Raw genomic sequence first — 20,856 nt, forward strand, 5'->3', positions numbered from 1 at the left:
GAGCAACGAAAGACGTTTTGTGTGCGATGTTAAAAGCAAATTTGTCATGATGGGGAAAATTGCCCATTGATTTATTAACTCAGCACGCAAGATGACTGAAGCAACAGCAACTCGCCCCAACACTTATCTCCAAGAAACCGAGCCAACAATTCATTACTTGGTGGCAATGTCCCAACCAGAAACCCATCTGTTTGAGATTACTTTACACCTTGTAGATTATTCCTCACCGATTCTCGATTTAAAACTGCCAGTGTGGACACCTGGTTCCTATTTAGTCCGGGAATATGCGAAGAATTTACAGAATTTTGAGGCTTTTGCAGAGAATAAGCCTTTAAATTGGCAAAAGCTTGGTAAAAATCATTGGCAGATAGAGAAAATAGGTATTTCAGAATTAACTGTACGTTACCGCATTTTTGCCAATGAGCTATCGGTACGGACAAATCACTTAGATCGCACCCACGGTTATTTTAATGGTGCGGCAGTATTTTTTAGAATACCTGGCTGGGATAAGCAACCCATTCGCGTCACCATCGTACCACCACAGCCGGAATGGCAAGTAACTACTGCCTTACCACCCGTTGGTGAAGAAACCAATACTTTCTTAGCTAGCGATTTTGATACTCTGGTTGATACTCCCTTTGAGATTGGTTCCCACCAATTGTATAAATTTGAGGTATTAGGAAAACCCCATGAATTGGCAATTTGGGGACAAGGTAATTACCAAGCCCAGCAGCTAATTGCTGATATCCAAAAAATTATTCAGGTAGAAGCGCAGATGTTCGGCGGTTTACCTTATGAACGATATGTGTTTCTGCTACATTTATTTAGCCAAGCTTTTGGCGGTTTGGAGCATAAAGACTCTTGCTCCTTAATTTACCAACGTTTTGGGTTTCGCGCTCAGGATAAGTACAATCGCTTTCTTCAATTAGTTGCACACGAGTTCTTTCACTTGTGGAATGTCAAGCGAATTCGCCCAAAAGCATTAGAGGTTTTTGATTATGACCAAGAAAACTACACACCATCATTGTGGTTTTGTGAGGGCACTACTAGTTACTACGACTTGTTAATTCCTTTACGGGCGGGAATATATGATGTTAAGTCGTATTTGAATAACTTGAGCAAAGAAATTACCAGATATGAAATCACACCAGGGCGCAAGGTACAACCAGTTTCCGAGTCGAGTTTTGATGCCTGGATAAAACTCTATCGCCCGGATGCCAATAGCGGTAATTCCCAAATTTCCTACTATTTAAAAGGAGAAATGGTATCGTTGCTGCTGGATTTGCTGATTCGCTCTACTCACAACAATCAGCGCTCCCTTGATCAGGTGATGCTGAAAATGTGGCAGCAATTTGGGCAAGATGAAATTGGCTATACTCCAGAACAGTTACAGGAAGTGATCGAATCTGTTGCCGGAATTGATTTGACCGATTTCTTTAAACGCTACATTGATAGTACTGATGATTTGCCTTTCAATCAGTATTTAGAACCCTTTGGCTTGCAGTTGGTAGCCGAACAGCAAGAAGAACCTTACTTGGGCGTGAGAATAAATACAGAAAATGGGCGGGAGATGATTAAGTTTGTGGAAACTGGTTCACCTGCACAAGTAGGGGGAATTGATGCAGGTGATGAGTTGTTAGCAATTGATGGAATTAAGGTAACAGCAGGTGGCTTAAGCGATCGCCTCAAAGATTATCAACCAAATGATACCATTCAAGTCACCGTTTTCCACCAAGACGAACTCCGTACTTATTCCATCACCCTGGCATCACCACATCCAACTAAATATCAAGTAAAGCCTGTTGAGCATCCTAACTCCAAACAGCAGCAAAACTTTGCTGGATGGCTTGGGGCTGCGATCGCAACTGTTTAAAAGGGGCATGGGGCATGGGGCATTGGGCAGAGGAGGCAGAGTACACAGGGGCAGAGGGGAAAAACTTACTGAACTTCTCCCCTGCTCCCCTGCTCCCAATCTCCAATCCTAAGCCGTTCTCACCGCCCCAGAGTAAATCAAACCCCGTTGCAGATCCAGCGTTATAATCGCCCCATCTCGAATCACCTGTGTTGCCTGCTTCACGCCCACAATCACTGGTACACCAAGACGTAAGCCAATTACTGCTGCGTGACTTGTGAGACTTTCTTCTTCAGTAATAATCCCGGCAGATTTCCGAATTGCCTCCACAAAATCGGCACTAGTGCGGGGTGCAACCAATATGTCTCCAGGATTAAAGTTACTCACATCCATGCCAGTACTTGCTACCCGTGCGCGACCACTTACTGAACCTTGTCCTAGTCCAATTCCGTGACCTAGTACTGCCGTTACTACCTCTACCTTAATCAAATCTGTGGAGCCGGAAATTCCCTGGAGTGTGCCAGCAGTCATCACTACTAAATCTCCCTGAGACAGTAACTGAAGTTCCTGAGCCACGTTAATTGCAGCTTGAAATGTCTGACCAGTGGAAGGTAATCCTAGCACCAACAGTGGTTTGACTCCCCACACCATTTGTAGCTGCCGCGCCACATTTACATGGGGTGTCACTGCCAAAATCGGTGTGTGAGGACGAAACTTAGAGACATTACGAGCTGTTGCCCCTGTTTGGGTTAGGGTCATGATTGCCGCTGCGCCTAGTTGTTCGGCAATTTGACCAACAGCTTGACTAATCGCATTGGGAATGGAGCGGCGGGCATCTCTCAAAGAACGTAAGTTTAAGTGTTGGGCTTCTTCCTGCTCCATACGTTCGGCAATTCGCGCCATCGTCGCCACTGCTTCAACAGGAAAGCTACCCACGGCGGTTTCATTGGAGAGCATCACCGCGTCCGTGCCATCTAAAATCGCGTTTGCCACATCCGATACTTCAGCGCGAGTGGGACGGGGATTACTCACCATACTATCTAACATCTGAGTAGCGGTGATGATGGGAATCCCCAAGCGATTTGCTGTGGCAATTAGCCGTTTTTGGAGTACCGGAACATCTTCTGCTGGCAATTCCACCCCTAAATCGCCTCTGGCAACCATCACGCCATCACACAAAGCCAGAACCGCTTCCATTTGTTCAATGGCCTCATGCTTTTCAATTTTGGCAACCACTGGCACTTGCTTGCCTGTACTGGAAATTAGTTCTTTAATTTCGATCATGTCTTGGGGATTGCGGACAAAGGAAAGTGCCACCCAATCGACACCCTGATCTAGACCAAACATTAGATCCTCTCGGTCTTTATCGGTCATTGCTTTAATTGACAGGTAAACTCCGGGAAAGTTTACGCCTTTGTTGTTAGAAAGTTTACCAGGCACGGTGACGCGACAATGCAAATCACCTTTGTCCCGGTTAATTTCTTCCACCAGCATTTCTACTCGTCCATCATCAAGGAGGATTTTTGCTCCAGCTGGGACTTCTTCGGCTAAATAATCGTAGGTGACACAGCTAATTTCTTGCGTACCGATCACCGGACGATTTGTCAAGATAAAGCGATCGCCTTTTGCCAAAATTATAGACCCGTTGTCAAACTTTCCTAAGCGAATTTTTGGACCCTGCAAGTCTTGGAGAATAGCCACTGGCTGATTTAGTTCAAAAGCGGTTTGCCGAATTAAGCGAATACTACGCTGATGGTCGGCATGAGTTCCGTGGGAGAAGTTTAGCCGCAACGTCGTGGCTCCCGCTTCAATAATCGCCTTGAGTATTTCAGGACTACTAGTGGCGGGGCCAATAGTAGCGACAATTTTTGTCCGGCGCAGAGAATCTCTTAATTGCATAGGGGCTGAAGTTAGGGAGCTATCTGGGAAGTCATCGTAACTTAAGTGGCATCTCCTTTTCAGTCACTGCTATATCAATAAGATATAAGCAGTTAGAGAGGGTTTATGGGAGAGTGGGGGCTGTGGGATAGAGTAGATATAGTACATCAATCTCGTATCCATCTTCCCCATGAAGGAGTTTATTCCATCAACTTCTTGCCGATTGTCATACCCCACTTATCAGTAAAGACTAGGCTTCGTCTGGAATCATAGCGTTATTCATCTGCTGAATATGCAAAGCTGTGGATAAATCTTGCTATATAAAACTTTGCAAAACTTTATTATTCACTAATATTTATCGTATATTCGTAATGTCTGCTTAAGAAGGAGTCAATCTTAAAGATGATCGCATCGGAGGCACAAAAGCCACTGACAATCCCACCTAAGGAATTTTTAGCGCCTCCTGGTGATTTCAATCTGACGCTGCAGTTGTTTTCTGTAGCTGTGGCCATGCTGGTGTTATCCAACTTTGGTTACTGGCTTTGGGAATGGCCACACTGGCTATGCTTTTGCGTCAATACTATTGCCTTGCATTGTGCTGGAACGGTAATTCATGATGCCTGTCACCAATCTGCCCATCGCAACCGAGTAATGAATGCGATGTTAGGGCATGGCAGTGCGTTGATGCTAGCTTTTGCTTTTCCAGTATTTACGCGGGTGCATTTACAGCATCATGGTCATGTTAACCATCCTAAAGATGACCCAGATCATTATGTCTCCACGGGTGGGCCGCTGTGGTTGATTGCAGTGCGGTTTTTGTACCACGAGGTGTTTTTCTTTCAACGGCAACTGTGGCGTAAGTATGAGCTACTAGAATGGTTTATTAGCCGCTTAATTGTCGGTGTAATTGTTTATATCTCAGTGCAGTACCACTTTTTGGGTTACATTCTCAATTTTTGGTTTATACCGGCTTTTGTGGTGGGCATAGCACTAGGATTATTTTTTGACTATTTACCCCATCGTCCTTTTGCAGAGCGCGATCGCTGGAAAAATGCTCGCGTCTATCCTAACCCAGTTCTCAATATCCTGATTATGGGACAGAATTACCACTTAATTCACCATTTGTGGCCTTCTATTCCTTGGTATAATTACCAGCCTAGCTATTATCTAATGAAGCCTTTGTTAGATGAAAAAGGATGTTATCAAACTTCAGGATTGTTGCAGAAAAAGGATTTTTTTGAGTTTGTTTATGACATCTTTTTAGGAATTCGGTTTGATCGCCACAAAGAATAGATAATTTTTTATTATTGTTAACTCAAGCTTTGCGATCGCCCACTAATAACTAGCACTGGGAAATTGATAAAAGTAAATCACGATCAAGGCTAGCTTTCATAGTCAACTGAGCGCTCGCGCTCTCCAAACAAAGCCAAATCAGTAATTTTGGTTGGTGATGTATGCGATCGCAGTAATTAAACTCACATTATATTAGACTTCTTGCATAAGTCGGGAAAAGGGGAAGGTGGGGTCCCCTCTGGGGATAAGGGGCAGGGGGAAAGGGTAAAGGTTTTGTATTCTCCCCTTCCCCAAGAAAGATGAGTCCTTTTCGCAACTCTTGCAAAAAACACTTTTGCAAGAGGTCTATTAAAGGCAGAAGCTGCTACAGGCTACGCAAAACACGGAAACGTGAAGGCGGAAGTTGCTGCAAGGAAGGCGGAAGCTGCTACAGGCTGCGTGAAACACGGAAATGTGAAGGCGGAAGTTGCTGCAAGGAAGGCGGAAGCTGCTACAGGGAAGGCGGAAGTTGCTATAGGGAAGATAAACAGAGAAATTTTTTGGTATAGGAAGGATTTTAGCCCCTTGCTTTCTCTGGTTTGTTGAGGGTTTGGATTTAAGCGATCGCCTCGAAAGTTTCCCGAAAGTGCGATGGCTGCACCCGCCCCAGGCATCGCAGTAGCAGTAATTGATTTCTGGCTGCATAGCTAATTGCTGTTAGTAGCAATGCCATCGCAGAGGGTGCGTAGGCGTAGCCCGCCGCAGGCATCGCTCAGATTGGGATTTGATTGTAAATAAACATAGGCAGTCAGCATTTCTTTTGCTAATTCTAGAGTAGCGATCGCTTGCTCACGTTTGACACTGGGAAAATGGTCTAGAAACTCATCTAGTGAGTCACCTGCTTCTAGATAATCGAGCAAGGTTTTTATGGGCACACGAGTACCAATAAAAACAGGGGTTCCTCCCAATATATCGGGGTCACTATGAACAACACATGATGTGGATATCATATAGTTAGCTTGTCTGCAACAGACTACCTTTTGATCCTAGCTCTGGTTGTCTCAGAGGTTGTTTGAAAAGTGGTTGGCTGTTTAAAAATGCTGAACCGATTTGACGTTTTCACGATTTTATTTTAAGTATTCTATCTTTTCAGTCATAGACTGCCCAACACCAATCAATACCCCGTGACGATCTTCACCCAGTAGCCACTCAAATTTTTTCGAGACTATGTAATATTCAAACCCATACATTTCTGCTATTAGGTCAGCAATTACCGCGATCTTGCCCTCGTAGAGCCAGTAATTACCATGCTGTTTAGTTCTTTTCCAGTCTTCAGTCACAAACCATACTGTCTCTTCTAGAGGTACAAGTTCTTTCAAAACGTCGGGTGCATATTCGAGATGAATTGAGCAAGACGGTTCTTTGAATGAACCCCACCACCAGAGATAATTTAGTCCTTTTTTACCCAAGCTTGTGAATCGCTCAAGAATTGACACCAATATCTGTTCGTATTCATAAAGGCTAACTAACCTGAAATCATTGCAAGAAGGGTTTAGCGTTTTTATGGCTTCTTCAATATCTACTCTAAAATCTAAGCGTTGAGTCATAAAATCTACATCGCTCTAAGAGGCTGTTTGATGAAAAGTCGGTTATGTTGTAAAAAAGCTCTCTCAGTATACGCTGTGAATAGATAGTAGACAGCACTGAAAGAGCAACATGAGTAAAGCATACCCCAGCAATTTTATCCGTGTTCAAAGCGATGCCTACAGCGGGCTACGCCAACGCCTCCAAAGCGATAGCAATGCCCAATGCTCCATTCCCAATTCCCAATTCCTATAATTTAAAATCCTGCCAAACGATGTAAAGGGTTCAAACTCAGGGATGATGAGTAATTAGCAATTAAATTGACAAAATCACACTATGAAGATTGATATTAAGCGATAGATAACGCTTGTAAAGGACTAACCGACATGATTAAATCTTGGATGGTGATTGGGGGCGTGGCTTTCTTGGTTGCTTTGGCAGCGAATGTGATTACGCCTAGCGATCGCCAATGGTTCAAGCGTTTACAACGACCAAGATGGCTAACATTTGAGGGTGCAATTCCGATTATTTGGACTGTAATATTTATTTGCGGTGCTTGGTCAGCTTATATTGTCTGGGAAAAAGATCCAGGAAGCACCTCAACCTGGTTAATCATGGGTTTATATCTGCTATTAGAAATTGTTACCATTGCCTATACGCCTGTAATGTTTAAGCTTCGCAGTCTGAAAGTAGGTACAATTCTCGGTGGCACAGGTTTGATTATTAATGTTTTATTGATACTTGCAGTCTTAGGGTTTTCTGGTTGGGCAGCACTATTACTAGTTCCTTATTTACTCTGGAGTCCCATTGGTACTTACACCACTTGGCAGATGATCCGTCTCAACCCTCAAGATGCCTAGTACCGCAAAGCGGAAGTCAAAAGTATTATGGAATTAGCTTTCTCTATCTGGATTTTGTGAATCCATCGCTAACAATTCTTTTCAGATTGGGCTAAGAATTGCACCAGAGAATGATTAAACATCTAGTCTAAGTTGTCAAACTTGCAGTGTATAACTTGACAAAATACACAAAACTTAGGTGCATCATGATTCCATCTTGGATAACAATTGGGGCTGTAACTTTCTTCATCGCCCTTGGTAGTTTCTTGATTACGCCGGGTGACGTTAAATGGTTTGCACGATTAAGTCGCCCTCGCTGGCTAGTTTTTGAACCGCTGATTCCGGTCATCTGGACTGTGATTTTTATCAGTGGTGCAGCTTCAGCTAATATTGTCTGGCAAAAAAATCCCGGAAGCCTAATTACTTGGCTACTAATGGCTTTGTATCTCGTGGTAGAAATTATCACCGTCGCCTACATACCGCTAATGTTGAGATTTCGCAGTCTCAAAACCGGGGAAATTCTTGGGCTAATCGGTTTGATTTCAGGCGTTGTCCTAGCAATCTGTGTTTTGCCGATTTCTTTTATGGCGGCGCTGTCACTTCTTCCCTATTTAGTTTGGACTCCTATTGGTACTTATACCACTGATGAGTTAAGAGAGTTAAATCCTCAAGATGCATAACGCATCTATAGAAGACGCCCATAACGTGCGGTGACAGGATTGGCTGGATTGGATTGATTATTCAGCCAAGCCCACATTTGATCGCCGATAGAAAAATGCCACCACTCTCTAGGATTGCGTTGAAAGCCAGCTTTTAACATTACATCTTGCAATAGCTGACGGTGAACATGATACTTTTGCGCTTGTGAGCGATCACTATTGGCATAATAATCAGGATGCGATCGCTCTGACATTTCATCAATTGGCGAACCCATATTCACTATTTGCCCTGTATCATCTACTAGCCTCACATCCACCGCCCCACCAGTACTGTGAGGAGGCGGAGTTTTTTCATCCAAACTAGGTGCAGCCCAAATTTCATAAACTGCTTCCCAAATCTCTTGGCGTTGGTTTGATGATAACTCTACATTAGTCAGTCCTCTATCCCGCACTGCTTGGTTAAAGCTGTAATCTACCATAAACTGCTGAACTGCGATCGGGCGATAGGCATCAAAGATTTGAATCCGCCACTTGGGATGCAACAATTCAAGATAATTTTGCGCTTGGAGCAAATTTTCAATAACGCTTTGACGAAGATAATAAGGAGAGCGATCGCCATAAGGCGCACCTAATTTTTCATAAGGATGGGGAGATTCCACCGCAAACAATTCTAAAGGAATCGCTACTAGCGATTCACCACACTCAAAAATCGGGATTTGATGATAAGGTCTCATCTAGTCAGCCATGCAGGACTTACGGATTTTAACGCAAGCATAGCATTCTGCGTAACGCTAGTTGCAACTCGGCGTTTTGGTAGGACTCATAGTCCCTTTACCTAGCTAAATCCTTGTAGGCATCTACGCTAAAATAACCGAACAATTTGTCATAGCATTATCAAAAACCATATCATTAACCTAAAGACTGAATTTCTCCCTGGATATTGCCACGGGCTGATGGTTCGGCAAACTCTGACATTAAAGGCGTAAAATAGAGATGCGATCGCTGTAAAAATTGCTCTAAAATCTGCTGACGACCTGTGATATAGTCTGCCTCTGCCACCCAGCCATATTCCTGGCGAATGGCATGGGCGTATTCTAGATATTGCATTGGGTTAGCAGCAAAAATTGCTAAATCTGCATCAAGTAGAACTTGACTATCACAGTCATCCACTGCAGCTTGGTGGTCTTTAGTATTAAGTATGAGATGGGTAACAGTAGCTATGGTACTTTCTGGAATACCTAAATTACTCAGCAATTCAAAAGCATAGTCTGCGCTTTGTTCTTCATTATCTTGAGCTTTAGTGTCATACACTACATCGTGAAACCAGGCAGCTAGTTGAACAGCAGCTAGGTTGTTGGTGTAGCCTTGCAAAATCTGAATTGTGTTGAGGACGTGATCAATGTGTTTCAGTGTATGGTAATAGCGACCAGGGCTAGAGTAAGCTGCAACCAAGCTATTAAAGGCTTTCTCAGCCGCTACCTGGTCAACACCAAAGGGTTGGAGTGTGTGTTGCCAGTTATAAAATAAAATATCCATAAAGTTTTCTGTAGTCATAGAGGCAGTATACCCATTCTTAGTATTGGAAAAAATAAGTACATGCTGTTAAAACGACAGGCAAAAGACGCAATGATAGAAGAGGTAAAGGAAGATCCTTCTCTTGTGCCCAATTATCCGTGTCCCCTAAAATTCTGACGGTCAAAAGCTACCGTTTAGAATTCTCTTGCTGTCAGACTTCAATTTCAACTTCGGAAATCATTAGATATGGTGACAGCTAAATGAAAGCGTCAAAATAGAAGACACAGGCTTTCGACAAAAAGCCTTGCCTTGATTAACGGAGTTATTATCAGTGGTATTACAAGTACAAACAAGCACCTACGAAGCTAAAACCCAAGAAATTGCTAAACAACTTCTAGCAGCAACGCAGGAAAATCGTTCGTTTTTTTCTTCTCTGCGGGATCAAATGCGTTGGGATGATAAATTACTAGCTTGGGCGATGAGTAATCCTGGGTTGCGGGTGCAACTATTTCGCTTTATAGATACGCTACCTGCTTTGCACAGTAAATCAGAAATTGCCTCACATTTACAAGAATATTTAGGTGATGAATCTGTAGAATTACCGTCAGCTTTGAAGGGAATGCTAAACTTTGCTAACCCCGACTCTATGCCAGGACAACTTGCTGCTACAACTGTTGGGACAGCCGTTGAGACTCTTGCCCATAAATATATTTCTGGGGAAAATATTAAACAAGTCATTAAAACAGTTGAACGACTGCGAAAAGAAAAAATGGCTTTCACCATCGACTTACTTGGTGAAGCCGTAATTACCGAAGCGGAAGCGCAGTCTTATCTAGAACGCTATCTAGAATTAATCCAACAATTGGTAGAAGCATCGAAGAATTGGGCAGTTATCCCGGCGATTGATGAGGCTGATGGCAAAGCAATCCCAAAAGTTCAGGTTTCTGTGAAATTAACGGCGTTTTATTCCCAATTTGACCCTTTAGATGCTAAAGGTAGTGAGGATAAAGTTAGCGATCGCATTCGTATTCTCTTACGTCGTGCTAAAGAATTAGGTGCAGCTGTGCATTTTGATATGGAACAGTATGCCTATAAAGACATAACTCTCAGCATCTTGAAAAAACTATTATTAGAAGAAGAATTTCGGCAACGCACAGATATTGGCATGACAATTCAAGCATATCTGCGTGATAGCGAACAAGATACTGTAGACCTAATTTCTTGGTTAAAACAGCGCGGTTATCCCTTGACAATTCGTCTGGTAAAAGGCGCATATTGGGATCAAGAAACTATCAAAGCAGCGCAGAAGCATTGGTCACAGCCAGTTTACAACGACAAAGCCGCAACTGATGCTAACTTTGAAACCATCACTCAATTGTTGTTAGAAAATCATCAATATGTCTATTCTGCCATTGGTAGCCATAACGTGCGCTCGCACTCTCGTGCCATTGCCATAGCTGAAAGTTTAAATGTCCCTCGCCGTCGTTTTGAATTACAAGTCCTTTACGGTATGGGTGATAAAGTTGCCAAGGCGTTGGTTGACAAAGGTTATCGAGTCAGAGTTTACTGTCCCTACGGTGAATTATTACCTGGGATGGCGTATTTAATTCGGCGATTGTTGGAAAATACAGCTAATAGTTCTTTTTTACGGCAAAATCTCGAAAATCGTCCGATTGAGGAATTATTAGCGCCGCCGATTGTCAAAGAGGAGAAGTACTCTTTAACTCTTGACTCTCATTTTCTCGGTGCTGCTGATACCGATTACGCTGAGGAAGAGGTAAGAATGAAAGCAACGCAAGCTTTCCAAAACGTTCGCCAACAACTTGGTAAAACTTATTTACCGCTAATTAATGGCGAGTATATTAATCCACCAGAATTTGTTGATTCTCTCAATCCTTCTAAGTTTAGTGAAGTAATTGGTAAAGTTGGGTTGATTAGCGTTGAACAAGCAGAACAGGCGATGCAAGCTGCGAAAGCGGCGTTTCCTGGGTGGAAGAAAACACCAGCTAAACAACGCGCTGATATTTTGCGGAAAGCAGGTGATTTGCTGGAAGAACGCCGTGCTGAACTTTCTGTTTGGATAGTTTTGGAAGTTGGGAAACCAGTTAAAGAAGCTGATGCAGAGGTTTCGGAAGCAATAGACTTCTGTCGGTATTACGCTGACGAAATTGAGCGCTTAGATAAAGGTGTCGATTATGACATTCCAGGTGAAATAAATCATTATATTTACCAGCCACGGGGTATTGCTGTAGTAATTTCTCCCTGGAATTTTCCGCTAGCGATCGCTTGTGGAATGACTGTTGCAGCTTTGGTTTCTGGCAATTGTACTCTCCTCAAACCTGCGGAAACATCTTCTGTGATTGCCGCGAAACTCACAGAAATCTTGGTAGATGCTGGTTTTCCCAAAGGTGTATTTCAATACCTACCTGGGAAGGGTTCGCAAGTCGGCGCTCATTTGGTAAATCATCCAGATACCCATGTAATTGCTTTTACGGGTTCCCAGGAAGTAGGTTGTAAAATTTATGCAGAGGCGGCAATTTTGAAACCCAGACAAAAGCACATGAAACGTGTGATTGCGGAAATGGGTGGCAAGAATGCCATTATTGTCGATGAAAGTGCTGATTTAGACCAAGCTGTTGTGGGCGTAGTACAGTCGGCATTTGGTTACAGTGGCCAAAAATGTTCTGCTGCTTCCAGAGTGATTGTGCTGCAACCGATTTATGATGCCTTTGTGCAGCGATTGGTAGAAGCGACAAAATCATTGAACATTGGAGAAGCAGAGTTACCAAGTACGCAAGTTGGGCCAGTAATTGATGCTAATGCCCGCGATCGCATCCGCGAGTATATTGAGAAGGGTAAGGCAGAAGCAGAAGTGGCGTTGGAATTACCAGCACCCGAACAAGGATATTTTATCGGGCCAGTTATTTTTAGTGAAGTATCACCAAATGCGGTAATTTCACAGCAAGAAATTTTTGGCCCTGTGCTGGCGATAATTCGGGTGAAAGATTTCCAGGAAGCGTTAGCAGTCGCCAACGGTACAAACTACGCCTTGACTGGCGGACTTTATTCTCGAACGCCTTCGCACATTCAGCAGGCGCAGACAGAGTTTGAAGTCGGCAATTTGTACATCAATCGCAATATTACCGGAGCGATCGTTGGACGGCAACCCTTTGGTGGATTCAAACTTTCTGGAGTAGGTTCTAAAGCAGGCGGCCCTGATTACTTACTGCAATTTTTAGAACCACGCGCCGTGACAGAAAATATTCAACGTCAAGGTTTTGCACCAATTGAAGGAGCAGATTAAACTAACGTGAATTTCATGGCTGATATGGTGTCCGTCTAATTAGCCAAATCAAAACACCTCTCCCTGATTTTACTACGTAAAACCCTCCTTCTTTGACTCACAGAGAGACAGATTTGTATTTTCGGTCAAAGTAGGGAGAGGTGCATCAAACTCACATTAAATTACAATAGGTAGTAACATCAAAGAGAGTTTAATGAGTAATTTAGTTATAAGAGTTGCTGAATTACCTGAAGATTTTCCGGCAATTCAAGCAATTAGAAAATCAGTTTTTCAAGAAGAACAAGGGGTAGATCCTGCTTTAGAATTTGATGGCAAAGATGAAATATCCGATCATCTAATTGCTTATTTAAATCTGGAAGCTGTGGGTACAGCCAGAATTAGATATTTAGATGATAAAACTGCTAAAATAGAAAGGTTAGCTGTTTTATCGATAGTTAGAGGGCAGGGTATTGGTAAGAAAATAATGGAAAATGCCCTACAGGTGATAGCTAACCAAAATATTCCAGAAGTCGTAATTCATGCTCAAGAATATGTGAAAAATTTATATAAAAAACTCGATTTTTTAGAAGAAGGAGAAATATTTGAAGAAGCTAGTATTCCTCATGTGAAAATGAGAAAAACATTTACACAGTCCAAGTAAAAATATATAGTAAATATTTTTAACTAATTGTTCGTACAAAAATGCATTTTTATGAGCAATCAACTCAAATATTTCATCAGGATTGATTCTAACTGGGCTATCCGAATTGGCTTAACGAGGTAGTCATTAAGACTACCTGGTAGCGTGGCAATTTCCTCCTCTAAAAGTTCACTAAAGGTCATCATTACAATCGGTAAATGTTTCCGATAAGGCTCTTGTCTAAGGATATTCAGCAAATTCCAGATATGAACATCCTTTACTAACTGGAAATCAAAAAAAACTAAATCTGGTTGGAAGCTTTCTACCTGTTGCAAAAAGTTGTTACTATTATTTATCCACTTGACTTGGTAGCCAATTGTGTGGAGATAATCTTGCAACACTTTTGCTGTGTTTTCCTCTTCTTCTACAAGCAAAATAGTTTTATTTGTGGAGCTGACTGGAGAAGATGAGAACAAGGAGGACGAGGTAAAATTTGCTTCCTCTTCCGTCTCATCTATCTCATTTGTCTCATCTTCTTCATTTGCCGGATGCTTTGGATTTGGTAGAAACACAGTGAACTGACTGCCCTTTCCTAAAGTTGATGTAAAGGTCACATCTCCACCATGTAAACGCGCTAATTTACGCGTCAACGCTAAACCCAAACCAGTACCTTCATACTGCCGATTTAACCGACTATCGAGCTGTTTAAACGGTTCAAATATAAATTGAAACTGATTTAAGTCTATACCAATGCCAGTGTCTGAAATTGTAAACGTTATTCCTTGTGGGACTTTTTTGACTACCAGCGATACTTCACCTGCTGGGGTGAATTTAATCGCATTGGTGAGCAAGTTGAGTAGCATTTGCTTGATGCGTCGCTCATCAGCAATACAAATATCTGCTTTCGGGTCAATTTTATGTGTGAGTTGCAATCCCTTTTCTAAGGCGCGATCGCGCACTGTCCAGATAGCATAATTACATATATCTGCCACTGATAAAGATGATAGTAACAGTTCCTCTTTGCCTGCTTCTACCTTTGATAAGTCAAGAATATCGTTAATCACTGCCAGCAGGTGTTCGCCACTACTATATATACAACTTACATATTCGTTCTGCTTTTCATTTAAAGAACCAACTATTTCTTGTTGCAGCAACTGTGACAAACCCATAATCGCATTTAGAGGCGTCCGCAACTCATGGCTCATAGTTGCTAAAAATTCACTTTTTGCCCGACTGGCAGCTTCTGCTGCTTCTTGAGAAGCACGTAGTTTCAATTCTGTTTGCTTACGTTCAGTAATATCCTCAATCATCGCTAGAAAAAACTCAGGTTCACCATTGCTGCCTGGTATAACAGAAACAGAGATATGAGTCCAAAATAAATTACCATTTTGATGCTGGCAGCGTCTTTCTATCTCAATCCGATGTCTTTCGACAAGCTGTTCCTGATGTTTAGAAGGTTGTAAACCTTCCCTCAAAGTTCTCTTTAAGTCCGTGCGAATTCCTGACATCAGTTGTTTGTAAAGTTTTAAATCCCCCCTTTCTATGGAAATGTAATCCGTAAAGTGCTTGCCGTATAACTCTTCTCGGCTGTATCCTAAAATCTCGCACAATGCCAGATTAGTATCGACTATCTGCGCTTTCATATCTATAAGTCCAATGCCGATAGAAGAACGCTCAAAAATCGCCCGAAATTGTGTCTCACTCTGTCGCAGTGCTTCCTGTACAACGTTTCGCTCGTTCGCTTCCATAGCCAGCGTCACAAAATCTGCAATCGAACCAGCAAAAGTCTCTTCTTCTAAAGTCCATTGGTGAACTTCGCCTATGTGTTCGTGACACACTACGCCTACCAAATGACCCTCTAGCCAAATTGGTGCATCTAGTATAGATGTGATGCCCAAAACTGAAAGATAAGACTCTGATAATTCTTGGGTTCTGGTGTCGTTTCTGGCATCATCTGCAGCAATGGTACGTTCCTCTTCTAAAGCCTGAAAATAAGCAGGAAAATTTGTTTTTAAAAGCGAGTTACCAAAGGTATGCTCCTTAGTCCTGACATCATATAAATTGATACATTCAATTTTTGAACGTTCTTCATTATATAACCATACCCCAACTCGTTCTACTAACAGCGTCCGAGCAGCAGTTTCTGTGATTTCCCTCAACACTGCATTGAGATTACCTTGCTGAAATGTCTTGCTTCTTGCCAGTTGCACCAGCGTCTGGCTTTGTTTTCGCCGACTATTTTCTCTGGTTCGTAAAGCCTCTTGAGCCTGGTTGTGCTCTGTAATATCTCTAGCTGACACCACCTGCATTACTTGCCCTCAAGAAGGAATAATTTGGACTTGCAGTTCTACAGAAAAAGTAGAACTGTCTTTGTATAACTACAATTACTTGGTATGGTTTTTCATAACCGGAAAGTATAATTTTTCTAATCAAATTTTATGAGTCTGATTAGTTAGTTATAAGCTAGATTTTGCTCATTACTTCTATTACTTCATGCCAGTAATTTTTGCCAGGGGATAATTAGCATTTCAAATAATTTCACTATCAAGTAATTCTACTATCAAGTAGTATTAAGTAGTATAGTATTTTTAATTTGGGACTGGGGAGTGTTAAAGACTCTTCTTAATACCCAATCCCCAGTTCAACTTCTTGCTTAGTATTGACTAGCAAAATACCCTTAATTATCCTAGAGAAAGATACTTAATGACTCAAATTCTGCCAAACTTAAGGTAACGGCAGCTTTTGTGGAGGTGGAGCAGATGACAGATAGTGATGTGAGAATTGTTTCTCTGATTCCTGGTGGAACAGAGATTTTAGCGACACTAGGATTGGTTAATGCTATTGTAGGGCGATCGCACGAATGCGATTACCCTCCAGAAATCCTCAATCGCCCCATTTGTACCCAAGCACGTTTAAACAGTGATACCTCCAGCAGGCAAATTCATGACGAAGTGAACAGTTTATTGCAATCTGCTCTTAGTATTTATGAAATCAAAACAGATGTTTTAGAGCGATTGCAGCCTACCCACATTCTCACTCAAGACCAGTGCGATGTTTGTGCTGTCAGCTTAGACGATGTTGAAAAGGCAGTTGCTACACTCATTGACAGTAAACCTCAGATTATTTCTTTACAACCCAATATTCTCCAGGATGTTTGGGCTGACATTGAGCGAGTCGGCAACATCTTTGGTGTAGACTCGGTAAAAGTCTTAGAAAATTTAGAAGCTCGCGTCAAAATTTGTCAGCAAAAAATCCAAGGACTTTCTTTAGATGAGCTACTTACTGTCGCCTGTATCGAGTGGCCTGACCCTTTGATGGTCGCCGCTAATTGGATTCCTGAATTAGTTAACTTAGCAGGAGGACAGTCTTTGTTTTGTACTACAGGTCAGCCTTCTCCGACCTTGCCGTGGGAAACACTATTAACAACTAATCCAGATGTAATTGTTTTTATGCCTTGTGGCTTTGATTTAAATCGCACTCGCCAAGAAGCTAAGTTATTAACTCAACGTCCAGAGTGGGAGAAACTACACGCTACCGAAACTGGTAGAGTCTACATTACTGATGGCAATTCTTACTTCAATCGTCCAGGGCCGCGACTGGTAGATTCGCTAGAAATTTTGGCAGAAATTTTGCATCCAGAAATTTTTCAATACGGCTACAAAGGAACTGCTTGGGAACGTTTGTAAAGAATAATTCAGAACTTAGGAGTCAGAATTCAGCATAAATTTAAGTCTGGTTAAGTGAGATTGGTTTAAAACCTTAGCGCGTTCCAATCCCCACAAAGACTAATTCTGATTCTTAGATTCTCAATTCTGAATTCTTCTCTAAGGTGTTTGTTCAGAATCTGCTGATGGTTCATTGTTAAATAACAGCAATCGTGCGGCAAGGATGGCAAATCCGACGGCTGCGATCGCTTTTAAAACACGTGTAGGTAATAATTCGGCTACTGCACCCCCTGCTAAAGATCCCAATAGGCTTGTCAACAGCAATGCGCCTGCTGCACCGAAAAATACTGCACGTGGAGAGTTAGAACGTCCTGAAAGTGCGATCGCTGCTAGTTGACTTTTGTCACCCAATTCTGATAAAAAAACCGTAATAAAGCTCAGTCCTAATAAATGCCAATCCATATAATTAAGGGAAAGTGGGTAATTTTACTAATGACTAATGACCAATGACCAATGACCAATGACTAATGAATAGTAAATACATCCCAAAAGAGCATTAGAGAAATTACTAATAACATCACGCCTGCTGATTTTTCTACGGTTTTTGGGCTGAGTCGGTTGGCTATCCAACTACCTAAAAGTACGCCTAATAAGCTGGTAGTTATCAGTGCCGCCGCAGATCCGATAAATACTACCCACGGCGAATGAGATTGTGCACTCATTAACAGAGTGGATAGCTGAGTCTTATCTCCAATTTCTGCTAAAAAAATGGTTACAAAAGTCGTACCAAAAACTACTAGCGCTGATTGCTGCTTTTGAGGACTATCGGCAATCACAGGCTGAACTGATGGAGCGATCGCAGGAGTTAAGTTAAAATTATTGCTGTCTTCTAGTTCTAGCTCGATCTCAGTGTGAGATATGCCAGAAATCTCCAAAGGTGCAGAATCAAGTTTCACAAGCAGTAGTTTTGGTTGCTAGGGTGTTTTCATATTTCTATCATTTTCTCAGATTTTTGTCATAAATTGCAACTCTATACAAAAAAAGGAGGACTGGGTGTCAAAGGCCAACAGCTTTGTCAAAGCGTAGTATTTCTAAACTGCGATCGCCATAAACTTCTTCTATTTGCTGACGACAGCAGTCAATGTCCGTTTAATCGTGAAATTTACCGTCAACGCAACTTTGTAGAGCGTGCTATTAACCGACTCAAACAATTTCGCCGCATCGCCACCCTATAGGAAAAGCTTGGTGTAAATTATACAGCAATGTTAACGAGCGCCTCCATTCTTTTGTGGTTATAGTTTGAAAACACGCTCTAGGCCTACGCAACGCTTGGCTACCAAACTGAGAGAATTAAATATTAACCTCGACAAGTTAGTTTAATTATTTTAGCAACTATCTTTAGATAGATAGGGTAAACACTACGTGATTTCTCATTATAAATCCCTTGCTATTAGGTAAAAGATATACCATATTGAACTCATTTTGTCAAGGTGTAATTACTTGTATAGTTTAATAAATCAGCAAGGCCCTCTATGGACTGAATCTATATTCATGCTTTCAGTAGATGCAGTTATGACTTTACAAATGCGATTATGTATATGTCCTCAAACAATAAATAGTTGCTGTTGTTCAGATAAAAAATCAGATTTTATGCGACTTCAGTAACTTTGGTTTTTAGCTAATTGTTTGATGTTTTGAGAAGGTAAGACAATGAATAATATCCTAAAGCGCACACTTCTACCTAGCCTGATGGCTGCCAGTTTAGCTGGTGTCACCTTAGTTCCCGCAAAACCCGCTGCTGCTGATGATCAAGTACTAAGAGATGCTGGTATTGGGGCTGTTACCAATGTGGTAACAGGAGCTGTTAGGGGAAATGGTAGTGTATTAGGCAATGCTGTTAAGGGTGGTGTTACTGGCGCAGCCGTCAATGGTGCAAATGGTTTGAGAAACACTCGTAATCGTCATCACCGGAACGCTGTTCAAGATGTCGGAGTCGGTGCAGGCGCTAGTGCATTGACTGGTGTAATTACTGGCGATAAAAGAGATACCCTTGGCAATGCTGTTGATGGTGCAGCTGTAGGTGGAGCAATCCATCTATTAACCAATCACAAATAATTCCCATCATCAGCTAAAATAGTTTACCAACGGTTAACGCACTTATCCTTCCTTAATTTCTTTCTTAAAAGGATCAAACCCAACCTCTCTTTCCTGCTAGTAGGAAAGGGAGGTTGGGATATTTTAATGTTGAGATATTATGGCAGCGTCAGGATCGTGATCACGTTAGGTTTAATAGTAATCCTTAACCCTTCAATGCCTTTCTAAAGTTTCGACGATAAGATTGATTTGTAATAAACAAAGCTGGCCATAGCAAAGATAAACCAATCCGATTGGTGAAAGTCGGATTAAAATTAGTCCGTCCAAACCCATTCCAAAATTTCCAAGCCCCGCCTCCGTAAACCACTATCAAGCCAATAAAAATTAAAGTACCCATTCCTATCAACTCCGTTAGTAACTGACAGAATTTAAGTTAAGTTTTACCACACGAGGTAATCACCTCATCAGCAACACCGAGAAGGTATGATAAAACTTCCCAGTTTTTGATATCTAAGTAAGTTAAACACACATCTCTTATTCCAGTGTAGAATAGCCTCATGGATTGCAGCCAGTTTGATCCTTATGGATTGCATTTTCTTGCCTAAACACTAGAAGTCTTGGTCTAAATGCACAAAGCCACAGTTGTTACTGAAAGCTTGCTAGAGTTCTAAAAAGCGAGAAATGATGCTAAGACAAGACCAAAACCTCATCTGAAATTTAGAGGTTTTTGATTGATCGCTCTTAAAAACTCATATAAACACCTTTCACTTTAAATGTTGCTACAAATAGGCAGCAGAGACATTTATTCTACTTATCATCACTTTCTGGTACACCTACTGCTGATAAACCTGCGATCGCTCGTAAGTTTTGGCAACGAATCAACTCAGTAAAATTGAAACTGGAACGCCCTTCAATTTTGGCTACTGCTTCAATTGCAGATAACAGATGCTGTGCTGCTTCAACTTCTGAATAACCGCGCCGTTGTGCGATCTTAATTGCGGCTGTATCGGCATTTAACTCTGACTCTTGAGATTTATTAGTGCGCCAGATCCTCCAAGCAGCGATCGCACTTAATCCCCCAGCTACAGCAACGCCTACTACATCTGACTGTGCTGCTTCCAAAAATCCGCCTAATAACCCAACTAACACCACGCCTTGATAAATGTCGGGTTTAAACCACTTCACCCCCGTCAACCAGCTAACCATTTGCAACAGCAGCAAGTCTCGTTGCGGCTTTGGCAAGCGACGCCACAAATCAAAATTAATATATATCGGTCGCGCTTGGTTCCAGGGTTGGGGAAAGGAAGCATCAATCACTTTTGCTTGCTCTGGCTTACTGACGATTTTTGTTGTCATCCGACCTGAAGCAGGCATCACATCTAACAAACGGCGAATTTCAACATTTGGCTCCATAAATTTAATTATTAGCCATAATGTGCATAGTAAGTAGGTGTGTAAAAAATAAAGTTTTCATGTTAACCTTTGATTGATGAGATGCTCTGGCAGTCTTGAATAAATTCAGATCAAGCCATAAAAATATTGATTAAGCAGTTTGATAGTGTGGCGGAATTTTAT

The 20,856-nt window shown here is 41.9% G+C and carries 19 protein-coding genes and 2 pseudogenes; 9 read left to right on the top strand and 12 right to left on the bottom strand.

Annotated elements, in window-relative coordinates:
- Window positions 1-91 precede the first annotated feature (91 nt).
- Window positions 92-1,873, top strand: coding sequence for a M61 family metallopeptidase (locus tag V7K89_RS28820; protein ID WP_335193377.1), 1,782 nt, complete (start codon window positions 92-94; stop codon window positions 1,871-1,873).
- Between the two features lie 108 nt (window positions 1,874-1,981).
- Here V7K89_RS28820 and pyk read toward each other — a convergent pair whose 3' ends face one another.
- Window positions 1,982-3,751 carry a pyruvate kinase gene (gene pyk / locus V7K89_RS28825; protein ID WP_335193379.1) on the bottom strand — a complete coding sequence of 590 codons (1,770 nt, stop codon included), beginning with the start codon at window positions 3,749-3,751 and terminating at the stop codon, window positions 1,982-1,984.
- Window positions 3,752-4,132: 381 nt separating this feature from the next.
- Between pyk and crtR the strand changes: the two genes are divergently transcribed.
- On the top strand, window positions 4,133-5,023 hold the full coding sequence (gene crtR / locus V7K89_RS28830; RefSeq protein ID WP_335193381.1) for a beta-carotene hydroxylase: 891 nt from the start codon (window positions 4,133-4,135) through the stop codon (window positions 5,021-5,023).
- 371 nt (window positions 5,024-5,394) lie between these two features.
- On the opposite strand, the gene V7K89_RS28835 is transcribed toward crtR, so the two are convergent.
- The 3 genes and pseudogenes from V7K89_RS28835 to V7K89_RS28845 form a co-directional block, all read right to left on the bottom strand.
- Window positions 5,395-5,676, bottom strand: coding sequence for a hypothetical protein (locus V7K89_RS28835; protein ID WP_335193383.1), 282 nt, complete (start codon window positions 5,674-5,676; stop codon window positions 5,395-5,397).
- 126 nt (window positions 5,677-5,802) lie between these two features.
- Window positions 5,803-6,012 (bottom strand): annotated as a pseudogene (locus tag V7K89_RS28840) (DUF433 domain-containing protein); the annotation flags it as partial.
- A 117-nt stretch (window positions 6,013-6,129) separates the two neighbouring features.
- On the bottom strand, window positions 6,130-6,609 hold the full coding sequence (locus V7K89_RS28845) for a DUF6756 family protein (RefSeq protein ID WP_335193385.1): 480 nt from the start codon (window positions 6,607-6,609) through the stop codon (window positions 6,130-6,132).
- A 109-nt stretch (window positions 6,610-6,718) separates the two neighbouring features.
- On the opposite strand from V7K89_RS28845, the gene V7K89_RS28850 reads away from it, so the two are divergent.
- The 3 genes from V7K89_RS28850 to V7K89_RS28860 all read left to right on the top strand — a co-directional run bounded on the left by V7K89_RS28850 (window position 6,719) and on the right by V7K89_RS28860 (window position 8,105).
- Entirely contained in the window at window positions 6,719-6,841 is a 123-nt protein-coding gene (locus V7K89_RS28850; protein ID WP_335193387.1) for a hypothetical protein, read from the top strand.
- Between the two features lie 131 nt (window positions 6,842-6,972).
- Window positions 6,973-7,446, top strand: coding sequence for a TspO/MBR family protein (locus tag V7K89_RS28855; RefSeq protein ID WP_335193389.1), 474 nt, complete (start codon window positions 6,973-6,975; stop codon window positions 7,444-7,446).
- A gap of 185 nt (window positions 7,447-7,631) precedes the next feature.
- On the top strand, window positions 7,632-8,105 hold the full coding sequence (locus V7K89_RS28860) for a TspO/MBR family protein (protein WP_335193391.1): 474 nt from the start codon (window positions 7,632-7,634) through the stop codon (window positions 8,103-8,105).
- Between the two features lie 5 nt (window positions 8,106-8,110).
- On the opposite strand, the gene V7K89_RS28865 is transcribed toward V7K89_RS28860, so the two are convergent.
- Together V7K89_RS28865 and V7K89_RS28870 are read right to left on the bottom strand one after the other, a co-directional pair.
- Entirely contained in the window at window positions 8,111-8,818 is a 708-nt protein-coding gene (locus tag V7K89_RS28865) for a M15 family metallopeptidase (RefSeq protein WP_335193393.1), read from the bottom strand.
- Window positions 8,819-8,993: 175 nt separating this feature from the next.
- Window positions 8,994-9,638 carry an HD domain-containing protein gene (locus V7K89_RS28870; protein ID WP_335193395.1) on the bottom strand — a complete coding sequence of 215 codons (645 nt, stop codon included), beginning with the start codon at window positions 9,636-9,638 and terminating at the stop codon, window positions 8,994-8,996.
- Between the two features lie 292 nt (window positions 9,639-9,930).
- Here V7K89_RS28870 and pruA point away from each other — a divergent pair, with 292 nt between their 5' ends.
- Together pruA and V7K89_RS28880 are read left to right on the top strand one after the other, a co-directional pair.
- Complete coding sequence (pruA, locus tag V7K89_RS28875; RefSeq protein WP_335193398.1) at window positions 9,931-12,903, top strand: L-glutamate gamma-semialdehyde dehydrogenase; 2,973 nt, start codon at window positions 9,931-9,933, stop codon at window positions 12,901-12,903.
- Window positions 12,904-13,096: 193 nt separating this feature from the next.
- Window positions 13,097-13,543 carry a GNAT family N-acetyltransferase gene (locus V7K89_RS28880; protein WP_335193402.1) on the top strand — a complete coding sequence of 149 codons (447 nt, stop codon included), beginning with the start codon at window positions 13,097-13,099 and terminating at the stop codon, window positions 13,541-13,543.
- A gap of 59 nt (window positions 13,544-13,602) precedes the next feature.
- On the opposite strand, the gene V7K89_RS28885 is transcribed toward V7K89_RS28880, so the two are convergent.
- The gene (locus V7K89_RS28885; RefSeq protein WP_335193404.1) at window positions 13,603-15,831 is read right to left on the bottom strand and encodes a hybrid sensor histidine kinase/response regulator; all 2,229 of its coding nucleotides are present in this window, start codon (window positions 15,829-15,831) and stop codon (window positions 13,603-13,605) included.
- 450 nt (window positions 15,832-16,281) lie between these two features.
- On the opposite strand from V7K89_RS28885, the gene V7K89_RS28890 reads away from it, so the two are divergent.
- Window positions 16,282-17,208: a cobalamin-binding protein gene (locus V7K89_RS28890; protein WP_335193407.1), complete on the top strand. Its 927-nt coding sequence runs from the start codon at window positions 16,282-16,284 to the stop codon at window positions 17,206-17,208.
- 138 nt (window positions 17,209-17,346) lie between these two features.
- Here V7K89_RS28890 and V7K89_RS28895 read toward each other — a convergent pair whose 3' ends face one another.
- From V7K89_RS28895 to V7K89_RS28905, 3 genes and pseudogenes are all read right to left on the bottom strand, one after another.
- Window positions 17,347-17,649, bottom strand: a complete 303-nt coding sequence (locus V7K89_RS28895) for a TMEM165/GDT1 family protein (RefSeq protein ID WP_099100177.1) — start codon at window positions 17,647-17,649, stop codon at window positions 17,347-17,349.
- A gap of 62 nt (window positions 17,650-17,711) precedes the next feature.
- The gene (locus tag V7K89_RS28900) at window positions 17,712-18,143 is read right to left on the bottom strand and encodes a TMEM165/GDT1 family protein (protein WP_335193409.1); all 432 of its coding nucleotides are present in this window, start codon (window positions 18,141-18,143) and stop codon (window positions 17,712-17,714) included.
- A 100-nt stretch (window positions 18,144-18,243) separates the two neighbouring features.
- Window positions 18,244-18,330: pseudogene (locus tag V7K89_RS28905) on the bottom strand (YkgJ family cysteine cluster protein); the annotation flags it as partial.
- A 567-nt stretch (window positions 18,331-18,897) separates the two neighbouring features.
- On the opposite strand from V7K89_RS28905, the gene V7K89_RS28910 reads away from it, so the two are divergent.
- Entirely contained in the window at window positions 18,898-19,302 is a 405-nt protein-coding gene (locus V7K89_RS28910) for a hypothetical protein (RefSeq protein ID WP_335193411.1), read from the top strand.
- Window positions 19,303-19,486: 184 nt separating this feature from the next.
- On the opposite strand, the gene V7K89_RS28915 is transcribed toward V7K89_RS28910, so the two are convergent.
- The gene (locus V7K89_RS28915) at window positions 19,487-19,678 is read right to left on the bottom strand and encodes a hypothetical protein (RefSeq protein WP_292872983.1); all 192 of its coding nucleotides are present in this window, start codon (window positions 19,676-19,678) and stop codon (window positions 19,487-19,489) included.
- Window positions 19,679-20,088: 410 nt separating this feature from the next.
- The gene (locus V7K89_RS28920) at window positions 20,089-20,694 is read right to left on the bottom strand and encodes a DUF3318 domain-containing protein (RefSeq protein ID WP_335193413.1); all 606 of its coding nucleotides are present in this window, start codon (window positions 20,692-20,694) and stop codon (window positions 20,089-20,091) included.
- Between the last annotated feature and the right edge of the window lie 162 nt (window positions 20,695-20,856).

Source organism: Nostoc sp. (assembly GCF_036917515.1).
Classification (GTDB): Bacteria; Cyanobacteriota; Cyanobacteriia; order Cyanobacteriales; family Nostocaceae; genus Nostoc.